Source organism: Clostridium sp. (genome assembly GCF_029267215.1).
GTDB lineage: Bacteria > Bacillota > Clostridia > Clostridiales > Clostridiaceae > Sarcina.
Genome location: NZ_JARIDH010000044.1, coordinates 1 through 26,084, shown reverse-complemented (window position 1 = coordinate 26,084; position 26,084 = coordinate 1). Strand labels below are relative to the sequence as shown.

General features: G+C 27.2%; 24 protein-coding genes. 3 read left to right on the top strand and 21 right to left on the bottom strand.

What is annotated here, in order from left to right:
- The first annotated feature begins 41 nt into the window (after positions 1-41).
- Together Q1K13_RS08190 and Q1K13_RS08185 are read left to right on the top strand one after the other, a co-directional pair.
- A complete protein-coding gene (locus Q1K13_RS08190; protein WP_300349357.1) occupies positions 42-683 on the top strand; it encodes an undecaprenyl diphosphate synthase family protein in 642 nt (213 codons plus the stop codon).
- A gap of 17 nt (positions 684-700) precedes the next feature.
- Positions 701-2,194, top strand: coding sequence for a phytoene desaturase family protein (locus Q1K13_RS08185; protein WP_300349354.1), 1,494 nt, complete (start codon positions 701-703; stop codon positions 2,192-2,194).
- A 126-nt stretch (positions 2,195-2,320) separates the two neighbouring features.
- On the opposite strand, the gene Q1K13_RS08180 is transcribed toward Q1K13_RS08185, so the two are convergent.
- The 11 genes from Q1K13_RS08180 to Q1K13_RS08130 form a co-directional block, all read right to left on the bottom strand.
- Positions 2,321-4,009, bottom strand: coding sequence for a diguanylate cyclase (locus Q1K13_RS08180; RefSeq protein WP_300349350.1), 1,689 nt, complete (start codon positions 4,007-4,009; stop codon positions 2,321-2,323).
- A 62-nt stretch (positions 4,010-4,071) separates the two neighbouring features.
- Positions 4,072-4,206, bottom strand: coding sequence for a cyclic lactone autoinducer peptide (locus Q1K13_RS08175; RefSeq protein ID WP_300349347.1), 135 nt, complete (start codon positions 4,204-4,206; stop codon positions 4,072-4,074).
- Entirely contained in the window at positions 4,203-4,874 is a 672-nt protein-coding gene (locus Q1K13_RS08170; protein ID WP_300349344.1) for an accessory gene regulator ArgB-like protein, read from the bottom strand. Before Q1K13_RS08170 ends, Q1K13_RS08175 begins: the two co-directional genes overlap by 4 nt.
- 1 nt (position 4,875) lies before the next feature.
- Entirely contained in the window at positions 4,876-5,337 is a 462-nt protein-coding gene (locus Q1K13_RS08165) for a hypothetical protein (RefSeq protein WP_300349342.1), read from the bottom strand.
- A 16-nt stretch (positions 5,338-5,353) separates the two neighbouring features.
- Positions 5,354-5,920 (bottom strand): DUF5317 domain-containing protein, encoded by a 567-nt coding sequence (locus Q1K13_RS08160; protein WP_300349340.1) that lies wholly within the window; start codon positions 5,918-5,920, stop codon positions 5,354-5,356.
- A 174-nt stretch (positions 5,921-6,094) separates the two neighbouring features.
- Positions 6,095-6,640, bottom strand: a complete 546-nt coding sequence (locus Q1K13_RS08155; protein WP_300349762.1) for a TVP38/TMEM64 family protein — start codon at positions 6,638-6,640, stop codon at positions 6,095-6,097.
- 96 nt (positions 6,641-6,736) lie between these two features.
- A complete protein-coding gene (locus Q1K13_RS08150; protein ID WP_300349337.1) occupies positions 6,737-7,729 on the bottom strand; it encodes a calcium/sodium antiporter in 993 nt (330 codons plus the stop codon).
- Positions 7,730-7,912: 183 nt separating this feature from the next.
- On the bottom strand, positions 7,913-8,998 hold the full coding sequence (gene dinB, locus Q1K13_RS08145) for a DNA polymerase IV (RefSeq protein WP_300349334.1): 1,086 nt from the start codon (positions 8,996-8,998) through the stop codon (positions 7,913-7,915).
- Positions 8,999-9,186: 188 nt separating this feature from the next.
- Positions 9,187-9,591, bottom strand: coding sequence for a DUF3785 family protein (locus tag Q1K13_RS08140; RefSeq protein ID WP_300349332.1), 405 nt, complete (start codon positions 9,589-9,591; stop codon positions 9,187-9,189).
- 185 nt (positions 9,592-9,776) lie between these two features.
- Positions 9,777-10,496: a PspA/IM30 family protein gene (locus Q1K13_RS08135; RefSeq protein ID WP_300349329.1), complete on the bottom strand. Its 720-nt coding sequence runs from the start codon at positions 10,494-10,496 to the stop codon at positions 9,777-9,779.
- 92 nt (positions 10,497-10,588) lie between these two features.
- Complete coding sequence (locus Q1K13_RS08130) at positions 10,589-11,392, bottom strand: hypothetical protein (protein WP_300349327.1); 804 nt, start codon at positions 11,390-11,392, stop codon at positions 10,589-10,591.
- 164 nt (positions 11,393-11,556) lie between these two features.
- On the opposite strand from Q1K13_RS08130, the gene Q1K13_RS08125 reads away from it, so the two are divergent.
- The gene (locus Q1K13_RS08125) at positions 11,557-12,222 is read left to right on the top strand and encodes a hypothetical protein (RefSeq protein ID WP_300349324.1); all 666 of its coding nucleotides are present in this window, start codon (positions 11,557-11,559) and stop codon (positions 12,220-12,222) included.
- A 230-nt stretch (positions 12,223-12,452) separates the two neighbouring features.
- On the opposite strand, the gene gshAB is transcribed toward Q1K13_RS08125, so the two are convergent.
- The 10 genes from gshAB to Q1K13_RS08075 form a co-directional block, all read right to left on the bottom strand.
- Positions 12,453-14,789 (bottom strand): bifunctional glutamate--cysteine ligase GshA/glutathione synthetase GshB, encoded by a 2,337-nt coding sequence (gene gshAB, locus Q1K13_RS08120; RefSeq protein WP_300349321.1) that lies wholly within the window; start codon positions 14,787-14,789, stop codon positions 12,453-12,455.
- A 561-nt stretch (positions 14,790-15,350) separates the two neighbouring features.
- Positions 15,351-16,352, bottom strand: a complete 1,002-nt coding sequence (locus Q1K13_RS08115; RefSeq protein ID WP_300349319.1) for a PTS sugar transporter subunit IIC — start codon at positions 16,350-16,352, stop codon at positions 15,351-15,353.
- Positions 16,353-16,425: 73 nt separating this feature from the next.
- Entirely contained in the window at positions 16,426-17,349 is a 924-nt protein-coding gene (locus Q1K13_RS08110) for a patatin-like phospholipase family protein (protein ID WP_300349317.1), read from the bottom strand.
- A 152-nt stretch (positions 17,350-17,501) separates the two neighbouring features.
- Complete coding sequence (locus Q1K13_RS08105) at positions 17,502-18,791, bottom strand: NCS2 family permease (RefSeq protein WP_300349315.1); 1,290 nt, start codon at positions 18,789-18,791, stop codon at positions 17,502-17,504.
- Between the two features lie 476 nt (positions 18,792-19,267).
- A complete protein-coding gene (locus Q1K13_RS08100) occupies positions 19,268-20,221 on the bottom strand; it encodes an ABC transporter permease (protein ID WP_300349312.1) in 954 nt (317 codons plus the stop codon).
- A complete protein-coding gene (locus Q1K13_RS08095; protein WP_300349309.1) occupies positions 20,221-21,318 on the bottom strand; it encodes an ABC transporter permease in 1,098 nt (365 codons plus the stop codon). Before Q1K13_RS08095 ends, Q1K13_RS08100 begins: the two co-directional genes overlap by 1 nt.
- The gene (locus Q1K13_RS08090) at positions 21,308-22,843 is read right to left on the bottom strand and encodes an ABC transporter ATP-binding protein (RefSeq protein WP_300349307.1); all 1,536 of its coding nucleotides are present in this window, start codon (positions 22,841-22,843) and stop codon (positions 21,308-21,310) included. Before Q1K13_RS08090 ends, Q1K13_RS08095 begins: the two co-directional genes overlap by 11 nt.
- A gap of 154 nt (positions 22,844-22,997) precedes the next feature.
- Positions 22,998-24,110, bottom strand: a complete 1,113-nt coding sequence (locus Q1K13_RS08085) for a BMP family lipoprotein (RefSeq protein ID WP_300349304.1) — start codon at positions 24,108-24,110, stop codon at positions 22,998-23,000.
- Positions 24,111-24,907: 797 nt separating this feature from the next.
- Complete coding sequence (locus Q1K13_RS08080; RefSeq protein WP_300349301.1) at positions 24,908-25,153, bottom strand: hypothetical protein; 246 nt, start codon at positions 25,151-25,153, stop codon at positions 24,908-24,910.
- 338 nt (positions 25,154-25,491) lie between these two features.
- Positions 25,492-26,084 (bottom strand): heterodisulfide reductase-related iron-sulfur binding cluster (locus Q1K13_RS08075; protein ID WP_300349299.1); only part of this gene is annotated, 593 nt, incomplete at its 5' end.

Below are 26,084 nucleotides of genomic sequence, written 5' to 3'. Positions count from 1 at the left end.
AATTATATGAACTTATTTTTAGAAAGGGTTGAACACATATTATGAGAATTCCAAAACATATAGGTATAATCCCTGACGGCAATAGAAGATGGGCTGTGTTGAATGGATTAGAAAAAGATAAAGGTTATTTTTACGGAATAGATCCAGGGTTAAAACTTTTTAAACTTTGTCAAAAACTTGGTATTGAAGAAATAACATATTATGGATTTACAACTGATAATGCTAAAAGACCATCTTACCAAAAAGAAGCTTTCATAGAAGCTTGCATAAAATCTGTTGAATTAATAGCTAATGAAGACTGTGAGCTTCTAGTTATAGGAAACTATGAATCTCCAGTTTTCCCTAAGGACTTAAAAAAATATACAACTAGAACAACTCTTGGAAAAGGAGGAATACGAGTTAATTTCCTAGTTAATTATGGGTGGGAGTGGGATTTAAACCTACTAAAATCTTGTGATATAAAAAGTAAAAATATTTATGATAATATACGTTCAAAGGATGTATCAAGAATAGATTTATTAATAAGATGGGGTGGAAGAAGTAGACTTAGTGGCTTCCTTCCTGTTCAATCTGTTTATTCAGATATGTATATAATTAATGATTTATGGCCAAATTTCTCAGAAAATCATTTTTTTGATGCAATAAATTGGTACAATAACCAAGATATTACCTTAGGTGGCTAAAATTTGAGGTGTTAAATATGAAAAAAGCAATTATAGTGGGGGCTGGCATAGGCGGATTAGCTACTGCCATTCGCCTTCTTTCAAATGGATTTAAAGTTGAAATCTTTGAAAAAAATCCTAAAGTAGGAGGGAAAACTTCTCTAATTTCTTATAAAGACTTTAAAATTGATTCCTCAGCATCAATTTTTATGATACCTAAACCATACTTTGAAATATTTAGATATGCGAAAAAAAATCCTAATGATTATTTATCAATTATAGAACTAAATACTCTATACAGAGTATTCTGTCCAAATAATTTAAAATTTGATATATATTCTAATTTTTTAAAAACTACTTTTTCACTTGAAAAAGTCTTTGAAAATGATAGTTCAAATTACTATAAATATATATCAGAATCATACAGACGTTATTTAATAGTAGATAAGTATTTTTTAAATAAAAGCTTTTTAAATACCTCAAGCATATTAAATCCTAAGTTATTTAAAAGTTTATTTCTAATACACCCATTAAAAAATTGTTATAGAACAATCAACAAATACTTAGAGAATAAATATTTAAGAATGTTCTTAGGATTTCAATGTATGTATATAGGTGAATCTCCTTTTAAAAGTTCAAATGTATTTAACCTAATACCATCAGCTTCTCAAGTATATGGACTATACTATTTAAAAGGTGGTATGTATTCCTACATTAAAGCTTTAGAAAAACTTATACTAGAACTAGGAGGGAAAATCTATACCTCTTCACCTGTTGATAAAGTAATTGTGAAAAATAAAAAAGCAATTGGTATAACTTCAAATCACCAAAACTTTTTTAGTGATATTGTTATATGTAATAGTGACTTTCCTTATACAATGAGACATCTTATTCCTAGAAAGATTTCAAATATAAAATATTCAAAAAGATATCTATCTAAATTAAATTACTCTTGTTCAACATTTATACTTCATCTATTTCTTAAGAAAAAATATAAAGTATTAGATGTACATAACATTATATTAAACCATAATGAAAAAGAAAGCCTATTAGCTCCATTTTTTAAAGGAGATTTGCCTAAGGAATTTATCTACTACATTTATTGTCCAAGTTCCATTGATTCAAGTTTAACTCCTCCTAATTGTGAGTGCTTAAATATAATTTTAAGGGTTCAAAATCTTAATAAAATAAATTATAAATGGAATAATACTCAAATACGTAAGTTACGAAATAAGGTTCTTTATGACATAAGTAAAATTAAAGGGCTTGAGGATATAAAATCTAATATACTTTATGAAAGCTATACAACTCCTCTAGACTTTAAAAATGATTATAACTGTTATTATGGTTCATCCTTTGGACTAAATCATAATTTACTTCAAAGCACAGCTTTTCGTCCTCAAAGTAAAATTAAATCAGTTAAAAATCTTTATTTTGTAGGTGATTCAACTCACCCTGGTGCAGGTATTTCCATGGTTTTAAATTCTAGTAAACTTTGTGTTGAAACAATTTTATCTGACTTTAAAGAATAGCATTTATTAAGTTTTTAAAATATTTTTTAAAAATTCTTATGAAGTATTATATAATTAAATTTAACCTATTAATAAATACAAGATTAACATAAACAAAAAGGGGTGCATATCATTTTAATACACCCCTTAAAAATCTTGTATTTCATTTATATTTTCTCTAACAACCTCTGTAAATATTTTAACCAAATCTGGATCAAACTGAGTTCCACTACATCTTTTAAGCTCCTCAATTCCCTCCTCATAAGTTTTTCTTTTGTTATAAGGTCTATTTGAAGTCATAGCATCAAAACTATCAATGACAGTTAAAACTCTAGCTAAATATGGTATATCTTCTCCTTTTAACTCACTTGGATACCCGTTTCCATCAAATCTTTCATGATGATGTAATATAAGTGGTACAACATCTTTAAGTGAATTTACAGATTTTATTATCTCCACCCCATCCCTTGGATGTTGTTTTAATATTTCCCACTCTTCCTTAGTTAATCTCATTTTTTTAGTTAATATCTCATTAGGAACATTTATCTTTCCTATATCATGCATATATGCCCCATATATTAACTGTTTCTTTTCAATTTCAGTTAGACCTAACTTCTTAGCCATAAGCCTACTATAAACTACTACTCTTTCTACATGACTATATGTATATTTGTCCTTTGCATTAATAACACTTATTAAAGTTTTTATTGTTGTTACCAACCCATTTTCCTCTTCCTTTAAATCCTTTTTTAATTCATCTAAAACTGAAATATATGTTTCAACCCTATTCTTATGAAAGAATTTAGCTCTATATAATGCATCATCTGCATATTTTACAAGGTCTAATTCATTCTCTGCTTTATCTGGGAAAATAGCTATACCAACAGATACAGTAAAGTTTGAATTAGGCTGATTTTCCTGTCCATCAAAGTATGTTTTCTCAATTTTTACTCTTATATTTTCTGCTATTATACTAGCTTCCTTTTCTGATGTATCAGGTAAAATAATTGCAAATTCTTCCCCTCCATACCTAGCTACTATATCATTTTCTCTAGCTAAATCTTTTAAAATATCCCCTATCTTCTTGAGAGCTTCATCTCCCCTTTGATGTCCATACAAGTCATTATAATGTTTAAAATAATCTATATCCATAAATATTAATGAAAGTTTTTTATTATCAACTTCACTAATATGCATCTTCTCTCTTAATTTATCATAAAAATATCTATGATTATAAACTCCTGTTAATCCATCTTCATTAACTAATTTTTGAAGTTCTCTTATGTGTTCATTTTCTGTTCTAACATAAAAACCCAATGTCCAAGCAGTTAAAATAAACACACCTGCTAATATTAAATCATTTTGGAAGTACATATTCACTCCACTATTCCCAGCAAAAATTATATCTATTGATAAAATTATTGATGAAGATATTATAGAAACTATGACACCTCTATTCATTCCTCCTTGAATTGTAGATGTTATTATAATAAATAGAAATAAAAATTTATTATTACTCTCATTAGCTCCCGAAACTAATATGGCTACTAAAAATATAACAATGAATAGTATTATTTCTATCCATTGAATTTTATTTATATGATCCTTGTATCTATTTAAAGCTGCAAAACTCCAAAGTATATATATTATCGATAATAGAAGTATACTTATAAACACTGATAATACCCCATAATATGGATAAATATTTTTAGCTTCAGCAAATTTAAATACATATTGCAAAAAAGCTATAGCAGAAAATAATAATGATGATATTTTTACTATTGATAATATTTCATCAACTTTTTTCTTTTTGTTATCATTTACGTTTCTAATCATTTTTTGCCTTTCTGTTAACTACAAAATAAGGCCGGCTTTAACCCCGACCTTATTTCTTAATTCTACTCATCTCTTAAAGATTTTGGTTCTTCTGGTTGATGTGCAAACCACACACAAGCTGAAGTTGCAACTGTAGTTGCAATTACTGTTGTTAAAGCAGCAAATACTGTTAATAAATTTTTGTTTAATTTTTTCATTTTAAACTCATCCCCTTTAAATATTGTAATAATTTATGTATAAAAGAATCAATAAAGTTTAATAACAACTCCCCCATTGAAGTAAGTGTTATGCATTGCCAAACCACACCAAGTACTAAACTTATCATGACAGACTTAGCAATTTCTAAATTAAAATTATAATAAATTATTGCTCCACCTAAAACAACGACTAAATATATTGTTAAAATCTTTAAAGATCCTTTTAGCATACGCTTTTTCTTTTTTTCTGTTTTAATTCTTTTATTTTTAGTATCTACTGGCGCATATTTTAATACTATGTAATATGCCCATATAAATACTATTAAAGAAACAACTAAGATTATATTTAAACTTATATTTCCAATAATAATTTTATCTATAACTAATCCAACTAAAACTGAAATTAATACACCTAAAATCGTGCAAGTATTTGAGGAATCAGAATGTGCTCCCCCTGAATATTTTCTTAAAATACTTACAGAAAATAAAAATATTAATGCTTCAACTTCTATTCCAAAAATTAACCCTAATATAAAAACAGATATTACAGAAATAAGTGTTTGTATTAAAGCATATGTTCCATATTTAATTATAGCTTCTTTTTCTTTATCATATCCTAATTCTACTGAAACCTTATTGGCAATATTTCCAGATATATTCTCAATCATTTTATTTCAACTTCCCTTTTTTTAATGAAATTATATAATATATAATTACTATAGCAAAAAATGCTATAGTTGATGGAATTCCTAAAATCATTTTACTCATTGAATCACTAAAGATAACTTTTAAATCCTTATGTAATACAAATTGTATAAATCCTATATTTACTCCTTCACATATAAATAAAATCATTAATATTAATATCGATGATTTTATACTAACTATTAAATCTATTTTATTAACATTAAATGTTAAAAATATTAATACAAATATGTTTAATATAGTATGTACTCCATAATTTATTGGTAGCATCCTAACTAAATACATTACTAATGCCATAATTAAACTTGATGTTAAATATTCTTTTTTTTCTACTTTTTTATTAGCTAAAGTATATGTTGCTAAAATCATAATAAAAGCTTCTGGTAAACCTCTAACTAATAGTTCTAAAAAAGTTACTTTTAGCATTTATACCTCCATTATGTCAAATGAATATTCTGTCACTTTTTATGCTAATTTCTTCATTTGTTTTCTTAACTGTTGTATATATTATTATTAAAACGAATACTCTTACTAGAATATCCCCTACACTTAAAACACTATATCCAATATCTAGAATATCACTTAAAAATTTCAATTTAACATTAGCTGTACCTAACATATGTATATCATTTATTTTTGAAAAAGTATTAGGTTCTATGTACCCTGTTATGTAGGATAAAGTTGGGTAAACTGGCATTTTCCCACCATTTACACTCATAACTAAATGATTTAATAATGTTCCCACAAATATAAATACTGAACCAATTAGTGCAGGTATATATTCTTTATACCAAAATATAGGTATTAAAAACAAATACATATAAACTTCTTTAAACCAAGGAGCAAAATTAATAAATTCATAATTACCCATAAATACATTTATTTGAAAAAATAAATACATAGCTTCAAATATTAAAATTGGATAGACTGTCCAACTTTTAAAAAATGGTTTTAACTTATAACCTTTTATTTTTGCAAATATAAGCGCTAAAATTACTGTCTCTATCATTTCTCTACTCCTTAATCAAATGTAAAGCTTTAAATAAGATATTAAAAACTTTTATCAATTAAATTAAATCATATTCTTACCATTAAATCAATAATGAAATCTTATTTTTTGACAAAAAAAAACACAAAAATCCTCTTTGTTTTTTTGTGTTTTTCTGTTTTTCTTATTCAATTATTATTTTACTTTCTTAATAGTAAAATATATTAAAGCAATACTAACTATTGCTATACCTAGCTTTAAATTCCCTTTAGAAGATATTATCAACCCATAACTAACCGTAACTTCAATTAATATTGATGGTATTTTCCCAAATAATGTTGAAACTATAAATGTTAAATTACTAACATTACTCATAGACGCTGCTAAAGTAACTACTCCTGAAGGAATAAACGGAACTAATCTTCCTTCAAATATAAATAATCCAAGTTTCTTATCTTCACAGTTTAATATATTGTCTATTATTATTTTATATTTTCCTTCTACGATTCCTATTAATTTTTTTGTACCCTTTTTATACAGTACAAAGCTTATCCATCCTCCAATAACTTCCCCTAATAAAGATATAAAAAAACCTTTTATAGTGCCAAAAAATACTATATTAGCTCCTGTTACAAATACTGAAGGAACAACTCCCAATAAGGCAATTATTATACTTATAAATAAACTTATAAAAATTGCTATTTCACTATATGTATTAAATATATTTATTAAATCCTCTATTATCCTCTCCCCCAAACTTTTTATAAAAACTTAAGAACCATATAATTTCTAGATAAAAATAACTGTCCTAAAAGATAAGGACAGCTATTTATTTTATTAATTTCTCATTATTATATATATTGTATATCCAATATATAAAGCTATTAACAATAACCCTTCATATTTTGTCATTAATTTTTCTTTATTTTTATTAAAAAATATTAAAATTCCAATAAATAACGTTACTACCATAAGGAATAATAAATCAACGTATAAGTTAGATGCTATTTTTATTGGACTTATTAAAGATGATAATCCTAATATTAACAATATGTTAAATGTGTTTGATCCTAAAATATTCCCAAGTGCTATATCATTTTCTCCTTTTTTAGCCGCAACTAATGAAGTTACTAGTTCTGGAAGTGATGTTCCTATAGCTACTATAGTAAGTCCTATAAGTTTTTCACTTACTCCTAAGCCTAAAGCAATAGCTGATGCAGAATCAACAACCACTTTTCCTCCTAAAATTATTCCTAAAACTCCAATTATTGATATAATTATATTTTTTAATGTACTATTATTTTTTAAAACTTCCTCATCAAACTCATTAACTTCCGAAGTTACTGCAACCTCTTTTAAATCTCCATTAGATTTTTTCACAGTATATATTAGATATCCTATGTAAGCTATACACATAATGAATAATAAACCTCCATCAACTCTTGACAAAGCATCTTTACTTCCTAGAATTTTTGTAAAGGCAAATCCATACAAAATTAATGTTGCTAATATGTTTACTAAAAAATCATTTCTTATAACATTCTTTTTTATTACTAGTGGAGCCACCACTGCTGTTGATCCTAATGCAGCTAAAATATTAAATAAATTTGATCCTAGAACATTTCCCATTGTAATGTCATTACTACCTTTTAATGAAGCTGAAATACTAACTGCAAGTTCTGGTGCACTTGTTCCTAGTGAAACTATTGTTAATCCAATTATAACAGCTGGTACCCCCAGTTTCTTAGCTATTTTAGAAGATCCATCAACAAAAAAATCAGCACCTTTTATAAGTAAGGCAAAACCTATTAATAAAAGTATATAATTCATCGCTTCCTCTCCATTTCTATTTAACTAAAACTACTAATTTATTAATTTATAAATATTATTATACTATTTATTTTTAAAAATTATGTAATTTAACATTTTGTTTTCATCTATTTAACATTTGTATATAATATAACTTTAAACATATTTAAATTATCTACCTAATAATATAATCTAAAAAAGTAATTAAACTTTAAAAGTAAGTTGCTCACTTTCTTCCATTTCCAAAATAGTTTCTTCTAAAGAACTTAATGTTATACCTAAAAGTCTAACCTTTCTATTTTTAAAATTAACCTCTTCCATTAGTTCTTTTGTGTATTTAATAATTTTTTCTTTACTATTTATTGCACTTTCAACTGTAATACTTCTCGTTATATACTTAAAATCGCTGAATTTTATTTTTAAAGTAATTGTCCTACCCCTTTTTTTTAGTAAAATTAAACTTTCACTAACCATATCAGCTATATTTTCTAATATTTTAAGCATCTCATAAATATCTTCAACATCTTCTCTTAATGTCCTTTCTTTCCCTATAGATTTTCTTATTCTAAAAGGATTTACAGGTCTATAATCTATTCCTCTTGCAAATTCATATAGACTCTTTCCTCTATCACTAAATATTTCAACTAACTCCTCCTCTGAAAACTTAAGAATATCATCACCCTTAAAAACACCTATATTATTCAATTTATTTTTAGTTACTTTTCCTACTCCAAAGAATTTTCCTATAGGTAATTTTTTTATAAATTCTTCTGAATTCTCCTTTGTTATAACAGTTATTCCATTTGGTTTATCATAATCTGATGCAATCTTAGCTAAAAATTTATTAAAGGAAACACCAGCTGAAGCTGTAAGTCCAACTTCCCTATAAATTCTTTCCTTAATCTCGATAGCTATAAGTGTTGCAGATCCTCTAAATCTTTTACTATAAGTTACATCAATAAAAGCTTCATCTAAAGATAAAGGTTCCACTAAATTTGAATATTCATGTAATATATCCATAACTTTTCTTGAAACACTTTTGTAAACTTCCATTCTTGGTCTAACAAATATAGCTTTCGGACATAACTTATATGCCTTTAAAGATGGCATTGCTGAATGTACTCCATATTTCCTAGCTTCATAAGAACAAGTTGCAACAACCCCTCTTCTATTTGGATCACCACCAACAATTAAAGGCTTTCCTCTAAACTCCTTATTATCCCTTTGCTCTATAGATGCATAAAAAGCATCCATGTCTATATGAATTATCTTTCTATTCTCTTTCACCATATCCCTCCATACGAACAGATGTTTCTTTTTTTAATTTTACATTAAAATTTTAATTTATTCTATAAATAAAAAATGTGTATTAATTATTATCTTAACTTTCTATTAAATCATCAAGATATTTCTAATCAATACACATCTTATTATTTCATATATTCTTATATAATAAATCTTTAATATTTTTAAATTTATTATATATCAAATTCTTCTACTTCTATTCCAAAATTTCCACAATTCTTACAAACATTTATATTAACTAAATAACTTTTATCAACTTTCTTAGTTCTTAAAAGCTTATTATATGTTAAGCCTTCATAATTTTTTTCTATATTGCTAATAATAAACTCTCCATTTTTAGTATATATAAACATATTAAATTCTAAAAATGGAAAACTTCTTTTGTTTTCATCTAATCCAAACTTACATTCTTCACAAGGTCCATCATAATATGCTTTTCCAAATGAAACCTTCTCACTATTATTTAAAATCTCATAAAGTTTTTCTATATCAAATCCCTTAACCTCTTCATTAAAGAAATAAAGCATTTTATCTTCTGATAATTCATACTCTTTTTCATCAAAAGTAAATTTAAACATTGTCTCATCCTTTCTAAATAAACTAAATATATATTTTTATCATATAACTTTATTATTTCCTATAAACATATTTAATAACTTTAAATATAATATGTCAAACTAAAATTTTCTATTCTATAAAATAATCCATTTTATAGAATTAATTAAAAATAAGCTACATCATGTTTTATGATGCAGCTTATTTACTACTTTTTATATTTTTCAAGTTCTAAATCTAAAGAATCTTTTTCTTCTTTATCTTTATTTTCTTTCTCAGTACTTGAAGTTCTATATTTAGCTAATTCCTCATCTAAGCTTAACTCCTCTAACTTAGCGAATTCATCATCTAAGCTCTCACCTTTTAACTCTTCTAAGCCAGCTGCATAGCTTTCTTTCTTAGATATACTTCTCTCTATATCATCAATATTTATAGAATTACTTTTACTTTGAACATTAGCTACTACTTCATTTATTTGTTTTGATGCTTCTGCATTATTTAATCTAGCAACAGCCTCATCTCTATAACTTCTAGTTTTATCTAATTCTTTTTCTAATTCATTTAACTTAGTTTTTAAAACTTCAGCCTTAGCTTTTTGTCCCTCATAACTTTCTTTTAAAGATTGGAACTTTTTATCACTCTCTAATTTTAGTCTTAAAGCCTTTTTAGCTAATTCCTCATTTCCTTTACTCATAGCTAATTTAACTTTCTCATCATATTGAACTGAATCTTCCTTAGCTTGATTCATTTTCTTTTCTGTATCTTTTAAATTACCAAATATTTGAGCTGAAGATCTTTTAGCTTCATTAAAAGATTTCTCCATATCTCTTATTTTTTGATCTAATAATTCTATTGGATTTTCCATTTCATCTAAAGCTGAATTTGCCTTTGCTTTTACCATATTTGATATTCTATTAAATATACCCATATTATCTACCACCTTTATCTACTTTATATTTTTAAATTTATTATACGATTTAATTTTAACAATTATATGTCATAATTGTTAAATTTCAATAATTATCTTCTTTTCCTTCTAGTTAACCAAATCACCAATAAAGCTATTGCTATTATTGTGCCTATTCCTATAAAAGGTCTTCTTATAAACATAAAACTTGTTAAATTCCCAATACTTCTAATCATATGGCTTAACATAAACATTTCATAGAAGCTTGATCCTCCACGATTACTATTTCCATAATATCCACTACTTGACCCTTTGTTATTTGAATTTACACTATTTGATTCCTCCCCCTTTGATTTATTACTACTTGAAGAATCTGAAGGTGCCTTTTTATTGAATTTGTCTGTAGTTGAGTAATTGCTGTTTCCTTGTGAACTGCCACTTTTTGAATCGTTCTTATACTTATTTCCATCTATTGAATTAAATTTATTTCCTGATGAAGAGTTATTAAATTTATCTGTAGTTGAGTAATTACTATTTCCTTGACTCTTCTTTTTCTCACTAAAATCCCCACTTGATGAACCACTGCTTTTAGGTTTTGAGAATTTACTAGTTGATCCATAAGAACTACTTTTACCATAACTTCCACTTCTTGATGAACTACTACTTCTTGAACTTGAAGAACCTTTTCTAACTAGTTGATTCTCAAAAGCATTATCCATTGAATATTCCATAGTATTATATTCAGACTTTTCATTTTCTCTTCCAATTGATGACTTAATTGAATGTGCAAAAGAACTATGTATTTTAAATCCTCTTGCCTCAACATTTTTAACAGGTAAAAAATTAAAACATCCAATTAAAAAGAAAAACCCTATAAAAAATACCATAAGCTTTTTGTAATTTCTACGCTTATTCACTCTCTAACCCTCCTTGACTTTCCTATATTAATAATATTATAAATTAATTAACAACATTTGTATATTTTAAAGAAGATATATTCATATTTTTTCTTTTAATTTATGATATTATAAAATTATAATTTAAATATGTATTTTATAATTAAAAGGAGGAAATCTATTATATGAATGCTACTGAATTTTTAGATAAAGAAAAAAATGTATATGGTAATTTATATAGCAAATTAATTTTTGTACTAGATGATATTGAGGATCTTAGTGAAAACTCAACATTAAAACAAAGGGCTTATTATAAAAATATTAAAATTTTAAAAAAATATAACGACTTATTAGATGAATGTAGTAAAAATAAACCCGAGAAAAAATCTTTATTTTCATTTTTAAATAAGTCTAATGATAAAGAAATAATAAGTAAATGTGAAAAATTCAAAAAAACATATAAGGATTCTCTTGATAAAATATTTATATGTTCTGAATGTACTTGTGTTAAATGTATAAGAAATTGTGGCTTTAATCCATGTTTATCATGTAATAAAACTGGGAAAGTTAATTACTGTGATAGAGAAAATACAAATCTAATTGTATTTAAAGATTTTATTAAACAGCAATATAATGGAGATACTTCAGAAAATGAACCTTTAGAAATTCTTTGTGAAGTTGAAATGTTAGATATTGATAAGCGTTTTAGAATTGTAAAAGAAGTTATAAGTGGACAACAATATGTTCTTGAATACACATATGACTTAAAAGACGGGGATCTCTATAACTCTGTTGATGATGTTGATTTATTCAATGAAATAATTGAAATATATGAAAATAATAAAATCTAATAAAAATTTTATGCTCTGTTTTGAGTAGATGTTGATTTTAGCTAATCCTTAAATCCCTCTTAATAAACAAGCTATATTTAAAATAATACTGAAAAAGTACTTTTAACTATAATATAAAATGGACATAGCTAATACTTAATATGATTTTACTTATTAGCTATGTCCTTCTTATTTTAACTTATTACTTATTTCTTCTAAAAAAATTAAATTAAATATACTTTTCTATAATATTAACCAAACAATAAATTTAAAATCTTCTCTCCAACTTTTCTATTCTTTCCTTTGTATGGGAAACAATGAATATGAATAGCTGGATTAAAATTAAGTTCTATAATCCCATGATTTTTTTTATTGGCCTCTTCTTTTATATCATCTATAACCATGTCAACCCCAGTTATTATGGCCCCAACAGCTTTTGCAGCCTTTTTAGCAACAATTTTATAACTTTCATCTATTTCATCAGTAAAATCTAAGCTATCTCCCCCTGTACTTATATTAGAATTTTCTCTTAAATAGATTTTCTCTCCATTCTTTGGAATATAATCAAAGGTTAACCCTTGATTTTTAAGAAACATCTCTTCTATTTCTCCAAGTTTTATTTTTTCTAAGGGTGTTTTATACCCTTTTCCTCTTAATGGATTCTTATTTTTTTCAATTACTAAATCTCTTATCCTTCTCTCTCCATCACCTATTACATTAGCAGGCTCTCTATGCAAAATTCCAACAACTTCATTATCAATAACTAAAAATCTATATTCTTTCCCAGTCATAAATTCTTCTATAAGTATTGATTTATCCTCATTAAATGCTATTTCAACTGCTCTATCATAATCCTCCTTAGAATAACCACCTGTAAATATACTTATACCAAGACCAAAATTAGTTGACTTTGGCTTTATAACTATTTTATCATCTTTAAACAGTCTAAAATCCCTCTTAGCCTCTTCTATATCATCATAATTTTTTCCTTTAGGAACCCTAATACTTCCTTTTTTTAATATTTCCTTTGTCACAAGCTTATTTTCCATTACTAAAGCAGTTATATAAGAATCTTTAGATGTTTTAGTAGCTTGCTTTACATATTCTATTTTTTCCCCATTACTTAAAGAAATAAAGTTTTCTAATCTATCCATAATCTTAAACTCAATTCCTCTTTTAATGGCATCCAAAATTAATATTTGAGTTGACAACTCTAAATCCTCATACCCAATTAAATTAAACTCTTTCCTCTTTGCATCTTCTAAGTGTTCCTTAGCCATTCTCATATGAAAAGGAATATATCCCTCTTCTTTTATATCCTCTAAAATTATTTTAGATATTGTTTTCTTAGAATCATTTATCTTATCTAATGAATCTTCTATTATTGTTTTAAATACATGATTATCTTTAAAAAGTTCCTCTACAACTCTACTCATCTCTAAAAGAATTTCTCTTCCCTTATCTTTTAAAAGTACCTTTTCTCCCTTTTCATATATTTCAACATTATCATATCTTCCTCTTATAGTTACAATCTCAAGATTTTTAAAAAATTCTTCTTGATCTTTATATGAGAATCCATCATCCTCTTTTAAGAATGTATAAAGCATAAATAAGTGAACTAAATAAAGAGTTTTCTTACATATTCCCTGTTTACATAAAGGATTTAAATCTAAAAGCCTAACCTCTAAATAATCTATTCCATTATTTAGCAAGTTCTCCATCATATCGCCTTTTCCCAAAGACTTTAATCTTATTGGATTATAATACTCTTTTGCACTTTGTATTTGTCCATTCTTTATTAAATTTTCAAGATCCTTATAATATTCATTTATACTATTATATGAAACATATAAATTTTCTTTATTTTTATAACCACAATTACTATTTCTTAAGGAATTTATCCCTTTAAAATAAAAAGAATCCTCTCCAACCTTTTCTCCTTTTTCAGTACACTCTTTTATGTAGCTCTCATGAAAAACTGGACTAGCACCAGTTAAGTATATTAATATCCAGTGGTACTTTAAGAAATTTCTTGTCATTCTAAGATATGTTCTGTCCTTAAATGTTCTAAAATCTCCTTCTTCATTTAACTCCTTATAAAGTAATTTAAGAAACTCTTCTTTAAAAGAAAAATTATAATGTATTCCACTTATTACTTGCTTTTTCTTTCCGTACTTTTTACTAAGATTCTCTCTATATTCCTCATCCTTAGCATTTTCAAACTTAGCTATTGGTATTTTATCTTCCTCTGGTAATATAGGTGGATTACTTTGAGGCCATAGATATTCTCCATTTTTTATAAGTTCTAAACTTACAACCTTATTTAAATTAGCCATAAAGTCATAAACCTCATTAACTGTATCACAGACAGGTGTTACCATTTCAAGCTGACTTTCTGAAAAATCAGTTTTTATATAAGGATTCTTTTCCTTACTTCCAAAAGCTACTGGATGAGGTGTTAATGCAAGATTACCATCTTCAGTTACTCTTACATTTTCCTTTTCTAGACCAAAGTTAGCCTTCTCAAAATAATTTTCAAGAGACTGTTCCTTTATAGTCTTTAATAAAATTCCTTGTAAATTTATCATAATTATCCTCCCCAATTAATACTTCCGATCTGTTAAGTTAAATGAACGTTGCCATTTTCAACACTTGAAAATACAATAAGTTTGCAAAAAATCAAATCATCTCGCTAGTTTATTTACCATGCAAAAATTTATTCAAACTTATATAAACTTCAAAAAACGAGCAATTTTATGAATAATTAAGCTATTTTTTCATAATAACCTATCAGATTCTATATTTACTCTTCATAAATAATCCATAAATTAACTTGATTTTATGTATTATTTATGAAATTACATCTTATTTGTTAAATTCATAACATTAACTATATAAGATTTTTATTATATAGTCAAAACATTTCTTTTTCTTATTCTAAAAGAAAACTATTTTCTCCATATATTTAAAAATAGCTTTTATATCAATAACTCTTATTAATAAATATTTTATATTAAATTTTCCAAAAAACAAGACTTATACCCTCATTTCTAATTAATATGCTTTTATTTTTCTAAAATCCTAATTAAAACTTATAAATAAAAACACTAAAAAGAGTGATATTCAAAATATCACTCTAAAAAATACTATTATATTTTTTCTATTAACATATCTCCATCCTTAATAAAACTTCTTTTTTTAAGAAATATAAAAACTAAATATGATACTATTGCTGGAAGTATAAGTTGAGTTAATATAATAGAAATTAAAGATTCTTTTCCCATTACTACAAAAGTCTGTATTTGTCCAACAAGTCCACTAGTCCCCATTCCAGCCCCAATACTATTAGAAGATATCTTAAATAAAGTTGTTGATAACATTCCTAAAAGTAAACTAGATATTACCGTTGGAATTACTATATAAATATTCTTAACAATATTTCCAAATTGAATTTTAGCAGTACCTATTCCCTGTGCTATAAAACCTTCAACCCCATTTTCTTTATATGATATAACAGCAAACCCAATCATTTGACATGAACACCCAACAACCGCAGCCCCTGCAGCTAATCCTTCTAATCCTAAACTAGTTGCTAAAGCAGCCGAGCTTATAGGTGAAACTAAGACAAGACCCATTATTGTAGAAATTATTGCTCCCATATAAAGAGGTTGCATTTCTGTAGCTTTATTTATAATATTACCAATTACTCCAACAAATTCTGATATAATTGGAGAAATATTTATTCCAACTATTCCTCCAAACAAAATACATATCATTGGTGTTAAAAGTATATCAACCTTGGTTTTTCCAGCAACTAAATTCCCTAATAATACAGTTAAAATAGCTGCTATGTAAGCCCCCGCTGGATCACCAACTCCAAGTATCATAGATCCATCCACAGATTTTATAGCACCTGCCCCAATACTCCCTGTAACAATACAAGAGAAAATAACCAAAGGTGATGAACCTAAAAAATAGGCAACAGCCGCCCCAATAGCTCCTCCCATAAATATTTTTGCAAAGTTTCCAAGCATTATAAAAATCTCAACCTCCACCAATGTACCAAATTGAACTATTATTGTACCTACAACTAAGGTAGCAAATAATCCAATTCCCATACCATTTAATGATTTCACCAAAGTATTTTTCATTAATAGCCCCCATTTCATATATATTTTATTATATTCTATTTTACATAGTAAAATTTTGTCAATATCATAAAATTTATTTATTGGCTACATCTTTTAATGAAAATTTTTCCTTTAAATCTTTAAAACTATTGTAAAGTTTATATAGGACTGGATTTTTTTCACTCATTTCATTTTCATAACTTTTTCTTGCTAATTTAATTATTGGACTTAGAAGATTCATAGTATCATCATATCCTTGTTGAGTTCTTAATCTTTTAGCCCCACAATCTAGATTTAAAGTACCATTTATCACTCCATCATCCAAACTTTTAGGAACAATTTCTATAATTTGAGCATTTGGATAAAGACTCCTATCTACATTTCCCTCTTTTGAAAGATGAACAACTATTATTAAATCACATCCTTCTCCATAAACTGGTTGTATAGGGGTATTGTCCACCATTCCTCCATCTAAATATTTTTTTCCATCAACTTCAGAACTATCATATATTAGAGGTAATGAAGCAGATGCCATTATTATCTCTCTTCCCACTTCATCATCATAATCATTTACCTTAAAATACTTAACCTTACATTCAGGAAGTTCAGTACAAGCAGCATAACAAATTTTCCCTGATTCTTTAACTTTTTTAATATCTATAAATTTATTTACAACTTCATAAGCTCCATCTTTAGGAAAATCTCCATTTTCTAATCTATCCGACATATGTTTTTTAACAAAATTTATACTTTTAACTCCTAATGCCAAAGCTATACCTTTTTTAAACAAGTCTATCTTTGTCATTGGAACTAACTTTTCCATAGTAACTTCATCCCATAAGGCCTGTGCATTATCTATATCACCCTGGGCAAATAAAGCAGCATTAAAGGCACCTATTGAAGTTCCTGCTACAACTTCTACATATTTATCAATATTCATCTCTACTAAAGCTTTCCAAACCCCAAGTTCATAAGCCCCTTTCCCACCACCACCTGATAATACTAATCCAAGTTTCATTTTGTCTCCCCCATTCATTATTAAATAATATATAATAACAGCAAGTTACTCAATATAATATTTTACTATATTATATAAAAAATTGATAATAAAATCACTGTACAAAAAATGGTCATATGATAAATCATATGACCATTTTTATTATTTATAAATTATATTGCAAATTTAAGAAGAAATATAACTCCTAATATTACAGTAGTTAAACTTATATCTTTCCATTTTCCTGTAAATACTTTAAGTACTATGTATGATATAACTCCAAATACTATACCATCTGATATTGAATATGAAAAAGGCATCATTATTATTGTTAAAAAAGCTGGTATAGCCTCAGTAAAATCATGTAAATCTATTTCTCTTATAGGCTCTATCATGAATAATCCAACTAATATAAGCGCTGAGGCTGTTACAGCCGGCGTAATAGCTGTAAATAAAGGTGCAAAGAATAATGCTAAGAAGAACATAAATGCTGTTGATACAGCTGTTAATCCTGTTCTTCCACCTTCTGCAACCCCTGAAGCACTCTCAACAAAAGTACTCACAGTACTTGTACCTAAACAAGCTCCGATTGTTGTTCCAACAGCATCTGCAAATAAAGCCTTCTTTATTCTTGGAACCTTTCCATTTTCATCTAACATCTTGGCTTTAGTTGCAACACCAACTAAAGTTCCTATTGTATCAAACATATCCATAAATAATAATGTAAATAATGCTATTAACATATCTATTGAGAATATATTGTGAAATTCAAATTTAAACATTGTTGGAGCTATTGATGGTGGCATACTAAGTATGCTACTTGGTAGTGGAGTTATTCCCATAGGAATTCCTATTATTGCAGTAACAACCATACCTATAAATAAAGCTCCTTTAATATTTTTAGCTATTAATACACTTGTTATTAATAATCCTATTATAGCTAAAAGTCCAGGTCCTGATATTATATTTCCTAAAGAAACTATTGTTCCCCCATTTTTATGTACTATTATTCCAGCACCTTCTAATCCTATTAACGAAATAAATAAACCTATTCCAACTGATATTGCATTTTTTATGCTTGTTGGTATTGAGTCTACTATTGCTTCACGTACGTTAAATATAGTTAAAAGTATAAATATTATTCCTTCTAATAAAACAGCTGTTAATGCGAACTCAAATGAGTATCCCATTTGAAGAACTATTGTATATGCAAAGAAAGCATTTAATCCCATTCCTGGCGCCTGTGCAAATGGTAACTTAGCATATAGCCCCATTATTAAAGTAGCAATTATTGCAGATAATGCTGTTGCAGTGAAAACTGCTCCTTTATCCATTCCAGCAGCTGCTAATATTGATGGATTTACTATAAGTATATATGCCATTGTCATAAATGTAGTTAATCCAGCAATAAATTCAGTTTTTACATCCGTGTTGTTTTTCTTAAGTTCAAAGAATTTTTCCATTAACATCACTCTTTTCTTATTGTTTTTCAAAGCACCTTTAATATATTATCAGATTTTTTATATTAATCAAGAGTTTTTACGAATATTTTTGTCAAAAAAGATAAATTAATTAGTTTTTTTGTCGTAATAACGCTATTTAAACGTACAAAAATATATTCACAAAACTTAAATATACGCATTTATGCATATTATTCCTTTTAAATTATAATAAAATAACTATTGCAGTCTTTTATAAGCGAACTTTTTTATTATTTTTTACTTAATTTAACCAATATAAATCCTTTTACTAAATCCATTTAATTTACTTTACAACAATTTAATAATCCTCTTGCTATCATTAAACAACATCTTTATAATTAACATTTAAATTTAGTATGTCTATTTTTTTAAATAATAATAAAAGGAGTTAAGACTAAATCTAAGACTTAACTCCTTTTCTATATAACTAATTTAATTTTCCCATTACTTAAATAGTATTATCTCTTATCTTTTTGATAAGGTTGTCCTGAAGCTTTTGGTGCTTGTGAAGATTTTGAGAACATAATCAATGCAAATAAAGTAACTACATAAGGTAACATCTTAAGTAGTACTGGTGGTATTGTTGCAAGTGAAGGTATTATCTGAGATACGTTTGCAATTGTTGTTGCAAATCCAAAAAATAACGTAGCCCCTAATACTCCCCAAGGCTTCCATTGACCAAATATTAAAGCTGCTAAAGCTAGGAATCCAAGTCCAGCAACACTTCCTGTAAACTCTCCACCGTAAGTTACAAGTATTATAGCTCCTCCTAATGATGAGAAAGCTCCTGAAATCATAACACCTATATATCTCATTTTATAAACATTTATACCAGCAGCATCAGCAGCATGTGGATGTTCTCCACAAGATCTAAGTCTTAAACCAAAACTTGTTTTATATAGTAAAAATGTACTTACTATAAGTATTAAAATTACAAACCAAGTAGTTGCATAAGTCTTTTTAAAAAGTAAATCTCCAATTATAGGTATTGATGATAAAAAAGGAATATCTTTAGGAATAAATCCTTGAATTATTCTTATATTTCCACTTCCTGTAATATTTCTAGCTAAGAATACAGTCAAAGCACCTGCTATCATATTTATAGCTGTACCACTTATAACCTGGTCAGCATTTAAATTGATACTTGCAAATGCATGTAATAAAGAAAATAATACTCCAACTAGCATTGCAACTAATAAACCAATCCATAAAGGAAGTGAACTTCCTGGCATTGCTTCTTGAAGTTTTACTATTGTAAAAGCTCCTGAGAATGATCCAACAATCATAAGGCCATCAAGACCTATGTTTACAACACCACTTCTCTCAGAAAATAAAGCACCTAATGAAGTTATTAATAAAGGTATAGTAAATGCTATTGCATATGGAAAAATTTGTTGAATTGTTTCCCACATTATTTACTCACCACCCTTTCTTTAGTTGTCTCTTGATTGGCATTTTTATTTAAATTTTTTTCTCTTTTCTTTTTAAACTTATTAAATATTCTCTCCATTATTACACTGGTTGCTGCAAAGTAAATTATTGTAGCCATAATAGTGTCTGCTATTTCTGGTGGTATGCTTGTCATAGCATTCATAAATCCTTTTCCTGTATATAAAATACCAAAGAATAATGCTGATAATAATACGCCTATTGGATTACTTGCACCAAGTAATGCAACAGCTATACCATCAAATCCTTGTGAAGGCATAACACCTATTTGCATACTTATTGAATTTCCTGAATATTGAACAACCCCTGCAAGACCTGATAAAGCGCCTGCTATCATCATTGATAAAATAATATTTCTATTTACTGATATACCTGCATATAAAGCTGCATCTCTATTAAATCCAACCGCTTTTAATTCATATCCTAAAACGGTTTTATTTAATATAAACCACACTGCCCATACAGAAATAATAGCTATTATTATACCCATATTTATAAATGATCCTTCAAACAAATCAGTAAGTGCTTTTATTCTTAAGGTTGCATTTGCTGGAAGTTGTGCAGACTCAGTTTCTAAGAACTCTCCTTTAAAATGCATAGGTATCATATAATAAACTATCCAATATGCTACCCAGTTCATCATGATTGTTGAAACAACTTCATGAACATTAAATTTAGCTTTTAATAATCCAGGAATCAAAGCCCATATAGCTCCACCTATTAATCCCGAAATAACTACTAATGGTATTAATATTGGTGCTTTTAAATCAACACTTAATCCAACTGCAGTTGCGAAAAAACCACCCATTAATAATTGTCCAGGTGCACCTATATTAAATAATCCTGTTTTAAATGCAAATGCTAATGAAAGCCCTGTAAGTATAAGAGGAGTTGCAGTAGCTAATGTGTTTCCTATTCTCTCTATGTTCATAAGACCACCTTTGAACAAGAAATTATATCCTTCAATCGGATTATGTCCCATAATCCCCATTAGTATTGCACCTGCTATAAGGCCTAATATAACTGCCATCAAAGATATAATAAATTGCTTATACTTCATGCTTTACTCCTCCTTTTATACCAGCCATCATAAGACCAACTTCATTTTCATTTGTTTCATCGGCATTTACAATACCTATAAGCTCTCCATTATTTATAATGGCAATTCTATCGGAAACGTTTAATATTTCGTCTAATTCTAATGATATTAATAAAACACCTTTTCCTTTATCTCTTTGTTCTACTAATCTTTTATGAATATATTCTATTGAACCAACATCTAACCCTCTTGTTGGCTGAGCTGCTATTAAAAGTTCTGGGTTTAATTCAATTTCACGTCCTATAATAGCTTTTTGCTGATTTCCTCCAGATAGACTTCTTGCAATAGAAGCTGCTCCTTCTCCTGATCTTACATCAAATTCTTCTATTATTCTTTTAGCATATGTTTTTATTTCTTTTCTATTTAATAATCCTTTTTTAGAGAACGGTTCTTTATTATATACTTCTAAGACCATATTGTCTTCCATTGAGTAATCTAAAACTAATCCTCTTTTATGTCTATCTTCTGGTATATGAGCTATTCCTGAATTTATTCTATTTCTTATTGACTCACCAGTTATATCATTATTTTTAAATATAATTTTTCCACTTTCAACTTTTCTAAGACCAGTTATAGCTTCAATAAGTTCACTTTGTCCATTACCTTCAACTCCAGCAATACCAACTATTTCTCCTGCTCTTACTTGTAGAGAAAAATCTTTTAATCCTAATACTTTCTTATTATTTTTAACTGATAAATTTTGAACTTCTAAAACTACTTCTCCTGGTTTAGCTGGTTTTTTCTCTACTTTAAATGATACTTCTCTACCAACCATCATTTTAGCCATCTCAGCTTCAGTAGTGTTTTCAACATCTACAGTTCCAATATATTTTCCTCTTCTTATAACTGTACATCTATCTGCAACAGCTTTTATTTCCTTTAATTTATGAGTAATAATTATTATTGATTTTCCTTCCTCAATAAGATTTTTCATTATTTTTATAAGTTCTTCTATTTCTTGAGGTGTTAAAACAGCTGTTGGTTCGTCTAGTATTAAAACATCAGCATCTCTGTAAAGCATCTTTAATATTTCTACTCTTTGTTGCATACCAACAGAAATATCCTCAATTTTTGCATATGGATCAACATTTAATCCATATTGTTTTGATAATTTTTCAATTTTTTTAGCAGCACCTTTTAAATCCATGCCTAAACCAAATAATATTTTAGGTTCACATCCTAAAACTATATTTTGAGTAACTGTAAAATTCTCCACCAATTTAAAGTGTTGATGAACCATTCCTATACCTAAATCATTAGCTATGTTAGGATCAGTTATCTTAACTTCTTTGCCTTTTACTTTTATAATCCCTTTATCTGGCTGATTCATACCAAAAAGAACACCCATTAAAGTTGATTTACCAGCTCCATTTTCTCCAAGAAGAGCATGTATTTCTCCCTTTCTTAGTTGCAAAGTTATATTATCATTTGCTACTATACCAGGAAACTCTTTACGGATGTTAAGCATCTCTACCACATATTCCATAAGTTGTCCTCCTTAATACCTCTAAATTCTATATTTAAATAAGATAAATCCTTTATATAATTTGCCCAATTAAAACTAATACCTATTACTATAGATAAATAAAAGGAGAGGGAAGCCCCATCTCCTTAATAAAAACTTCCTTGAATTTTTAAAACTATTTTATTAAGTCTCCTTGTTCAGCAGAAACTTTTATTTCCCCATTTTTTAACTTGTTAAAAACTTCATCTACTTGTTTCATAGTTTCTTCACTTAAATTTGGATTTTTATCTGGTAAACCAACACCATCGTTTGTTGCATCATACATTAAAGTTTCTCCACCTGGGAAATCACCATTTAATTCTCTCTTAATCATGTCATATGAAGCATGATCTATTCTTTTAACAGCTGAAGTAAGTATTACAGATTTATCTCCTTCATAAATACCATCAGAATATTGGTCAACATCAACACCAATTATCCATGACTCTTTTCCTGATGCTGTTCTATTTTTAGCCTCTTGTATAGCTCCTACACCAACTCCACCAGCAGCACAGAATATAGCTTTAACTCCACTATCAAACATTTGTGCGGCTAATTGTCCACCAGCAGCTGAGTCATCAAAAGATCCTTGATATATTACATTTTTAGCATCTATTGTCATCTTAGTTCCTAGATTCTTATTAGCATAATCTACACCTTGTTGGAATCCCCAGTTAAACTTTTGTACTGGTGGAAATTCCATGCCACCTATGAAACCTAATGCTCCCTCTTTTAATTGAAGTGATGTGGCAACACCAGCCATAAATCCAGCTTGTTGTTCAGCAAAATATATTGATACTGTATTCTTTGCAACTTCTGGTTTAGCATCTTCTTTACCCGAATGAGGAGAACCATCTAATAAAACAAATTTTCCTTCTGGATATTTTGATTGAGCTTTGTGTATAGCTGTCTCAAATTTAAATCCAGGAGTTACTATAAATTTATATCCTGCATCATAAAGGTTTCCTATTTCTTTTAAATAGTCAGCCTCTGTTGTTCCATTTGGCTTTAAATATTTTTCGTCTATTCCTAAATCTTTACTAGCCTTTTGAATTCCAGTCCAAGTACCTTGGTTAAATGACTTATCATCAATAGTCCCTGAATCTGTAACCATACCTACTTTTAATTTTCCCTTAGAACCTGAATTGTCTCCAGATACTTCTCCATTGTCTGAGCTTCCTCCACATCCAGTAAGTAAAGTAGCTGTTGTAAGTACTGCTAATACAGCTGAAAGAAACTTCTTTTTCATTTAATATTCCTCCTTAATATCTATAAATAATTCTTAATCAAAATTCTTATTAACATTAATTTTTAAAATAATATTAACAATAAATTTTTCCATTGATTTATTACACGATTATATTAAACTGTGTAAGCGATATCTTCCTATATGTATATATTTTTTTTAATATTTTATTTTCATTTTTTCAAAAAGTTTAACCTTATTTATTATTTAAAACAAATTTTTATACTATAAAATTATGGAAAACTTATTTTTATCATATGAAAATTTTTAAAACATCTTTAGCCTTCTCACTTAATTCATCTTTTGTACATCCTTACTTTAAAATTTATTAATTATATTCAAATTCTTATAGAAAGCGCTTTCACATAATGCTTATAACTTATAAACTAATCATAAAACTCTTAAATTTCTTAATTTTGCTTATAATTAATATACAATAATCCATTTATTCCCATATTATTCAAATTATCTTTACATTGACAATTTGATTCTAGATTATTTTAGCCTCATATTTTGCATAAAAAAAGTCACAGTATAAAATAATAAAATACTGTGACTAAAAATATATTACTCTCATCTATTAATAAATCTCATTAAATCCCCTGTTTTTTCATTTTTTCATTATAAATTAAATTTACAGCTAATTTTGCTCCTGATGAGTATGATATAACAACTACTCTATTTGGTTTGTTTAAATCAATATAATGTTTAAATGCTGAAAATATATTTTCAACTTGAATAGGATATTTATAATAAAATGCTACATCATATGATGGAATAACAACAGTAAATCCATATTTCTAAAAAAACTTTCCTATTGCAGCACATACTTTTGGACTCCCTTTCCAAAACCATCCTCCATTTATATAAAATATTACTGGCTTTCTTTTATCATAGCCTTCATAAACTCTATAATAATTTCTCTTATTATCCACATATTTAAATTCCTTATATTCTATATTTTTATCTTTAAGAAAATTATATTTAATGAGCTCCTTAAACATTTTTCTCTTCAACTTTTTTTCTTCTTTTTTAAATTTTTGCATTTAAGTTCTCCTAATTTGAAACTTCATCTAATGTTTCTTCCTACCAATATACCTATAATTATTAACATTTTATTTAATATTTATCCACTTTTAAGTATTAAAAGCTTATGTAAACATAAAAACAAAGGATTTATATCTTTAAAGCCATTTTTTCTTAAAATAAAACTATTTATATTTTATATTTTTCAGCACAAAACAATGCTAATTTTTTCATCAAAGTATATGAACTTAATTGATATCTTACCTATATAATTTCTTTTAAGAAATTATATATAAAAAATGACCTATGGATTTATACTCTCCATAGGTCATTTATATTATTTAAGACTAATTAAAAACTATTTTTTGAATTTGTTTAATCTTTCTTTAGTTTCTAATCTATTAGCCCACATTTCTTCTTCTGATTTATATCCTCTTGGCTTTGCTTGATCTTTAGTGTATTTTGGTCCAAAGATAAGATCTAATATGTGAACTGCATCTTTACCAGCAGCTTGCATAGTTCCTCTACATGAACCACAGTAAGTTACTATATTGTCTTGATTAAAATCATTAGCTCTTCTAGTGTATACTCTCTCATATAACTCTGGATTTGAGCTACATACCATTCCACCAACACCACAGCATCTAGTATTTTTACCGTTTCTTTCAACTTCTTCCCAATTGTATCCTAATTGATCTAAAATCCATCTTACACTTTCATGATGTGAAGTTACATCTCTAGTTACACATGAATCATGTATGTTGAATATAACGTCTGAACCTTCTCCTATCCCTTTAGCCTCTGCTGGAATTCCTATTAAGTCCTTCATTAAATCCCAGTAAGCTATAACTCTTTGATTCTTAGCTGTTTCTTTAAATACTTTGTAGCATGATGGACAAACAGTTATTATAACTTCTGCTCCCATTTCATCTAATATATCTACAGCTTTTT

Bases quoted from the DNA above. Each gene is read 5' to 3' on its own strand.
- Q1K13_RS08190 (WP_300349357.1), top strand. From the start codon at position 42: ATGAGAATTCCAAAACATATAGGTATAATCCCTGACGGCAATAGAAGA.
- Q1K13_RS08185 (WP_300349354.1), top strand. From the start codon at position 701: ATGAAAAAAGCAATTATAGTGGGGGCTGGCATAGGCGGATTAGCTACT.
- Q1K13_RS08180 (WP_300349350.1), bottom strand. From the start codon at position 4,009: ATGATTAGAAACGTAAATGATAACAAAAAGAAAAAAGTTGATGAAATA.
- Q1K13_RS08175 (WP_300349347.1), bottom strand. From the start codon at position 4,206: ATGAAAAAATTAAACAAAAATTTATTAACAGTATTTGCTGCTTTAACA.
- Q1K13_RS08170 (WP_300349344.1), bottom strand. From the start codon at position 4,874: ATGATTGAGAATATATCTGGAAATATTGCCAATAAGGTTTCAGTAGAA.
- Q1K13_RS08165 (WP_300349342.1), bottom strand. From the start codon at position 5,337: ATGCTAAAAGTAACTTTTTTAGAACTATTAGTTAGAGGTTTACCAGAA.
- Q1K13_RS08160 (WP_300349340.1), bottom strand. From the start codon at position 5,920: ATGATAGAGACAGTAATTTTAGCGCTTATATTTGCAAAAATAAAAGGT.
- Q1K13_RS08150 (WP_300349337.1), bottom strand. From the start codon at position 7,729: ATGAATTATATACTTTTATTAATAGGTTTTGCCTTACTTATAAAAGGT.
- dinB (WP_300349334.1), bottom strand. From the start codon at position 8,998: ATGGTGAAAGAGAATAGAAAGATAATTCATATAGACATGGATGCTTTT.
- Q1K13_RS08140 (WP_300349332.1), bottom strand. From the start codon at position 9,591: ATGTTTAAATTTACTTTTGATGAAAAAGAGTATGAATTATCAGAAGAT.
- Q1K13_RS08135 (WP_300349329.1), bottom strand. From the start codon at position 10,496: ATGGGTATATTTAATAGAATATCAAATATGGTAAAAGCAAAGGCAAAT.
- Q1K13_RS08125 (WP_300349324.1), top strand. From the start codon at position 11,557: ATGAATGCTACTGAATTTTTAGATAAAGAAAAAAATGTATATGGTAAT.
- gshAB (WP_300349321.1), bottom strand. From the start codon at position 14,789: ATGATAAATTTACAAGGAATTTTATTAAAGACTATAAAGGAACAGTCT.
- Q1K13_RS08115 (WP_300349319.1), bottom strand. From the start codon at position 16,352: ATGAAAAATACTTTGGTGAAATCATTAAATGGTATGGGAATTGGATTA.
- Q1K13_RS08110 (WP_300349317.1), bottom strand. From the start codon at position 17,349: ATGAAACTTGGATTAGTATTATCAGGTGGTGGTGGGAAAGGGGCTTAT.
- Q1K13_RS08105 (WP_300349315.1), bottom strand. From the start codon at position 18,791: ATGGAAAAATTCTTTGAACTTAAGAAAAACAACACGGATGTAAAAACT.
- Q1K13_RS08100 (WP_300349312.1), bottom strand. From the start codon at position 20,221: ATGTGGGAAACAATTCAACAAATTTTTCCATATGCAATAGCATTTACT.
- Q1K13_RS08095 (WP_300349309.1), bottom strand. From the start codon at position 21,318: ATGAAGTATAAGCAATTTATTATATCTTTGATGGCAGTTATATTAGGC.
- Q1K13_RS08090 (WP_300349307.1), bottom strand. From the start codon at position 22,843: ATGGAATATGTGGTAGAGATGCTTAACATCCGTAAAGAGTTTCCTGGT.
- Q1K13_RS08085 (WP_300349304.1), bottom strand. From the start codon at position 24,110: ATGAAAAAGAAGTTTCTTTCAGCTGTATTAGCAGTACTTACAACAGCT.
- Q1K13_RS08080 (WP_300349301.1), bottom strand. From the start codon at position 25,153: ATGCAAAAATTTAAAAAAGAAGAAAAAAAGTTGAAGAGAAAAATGTTT.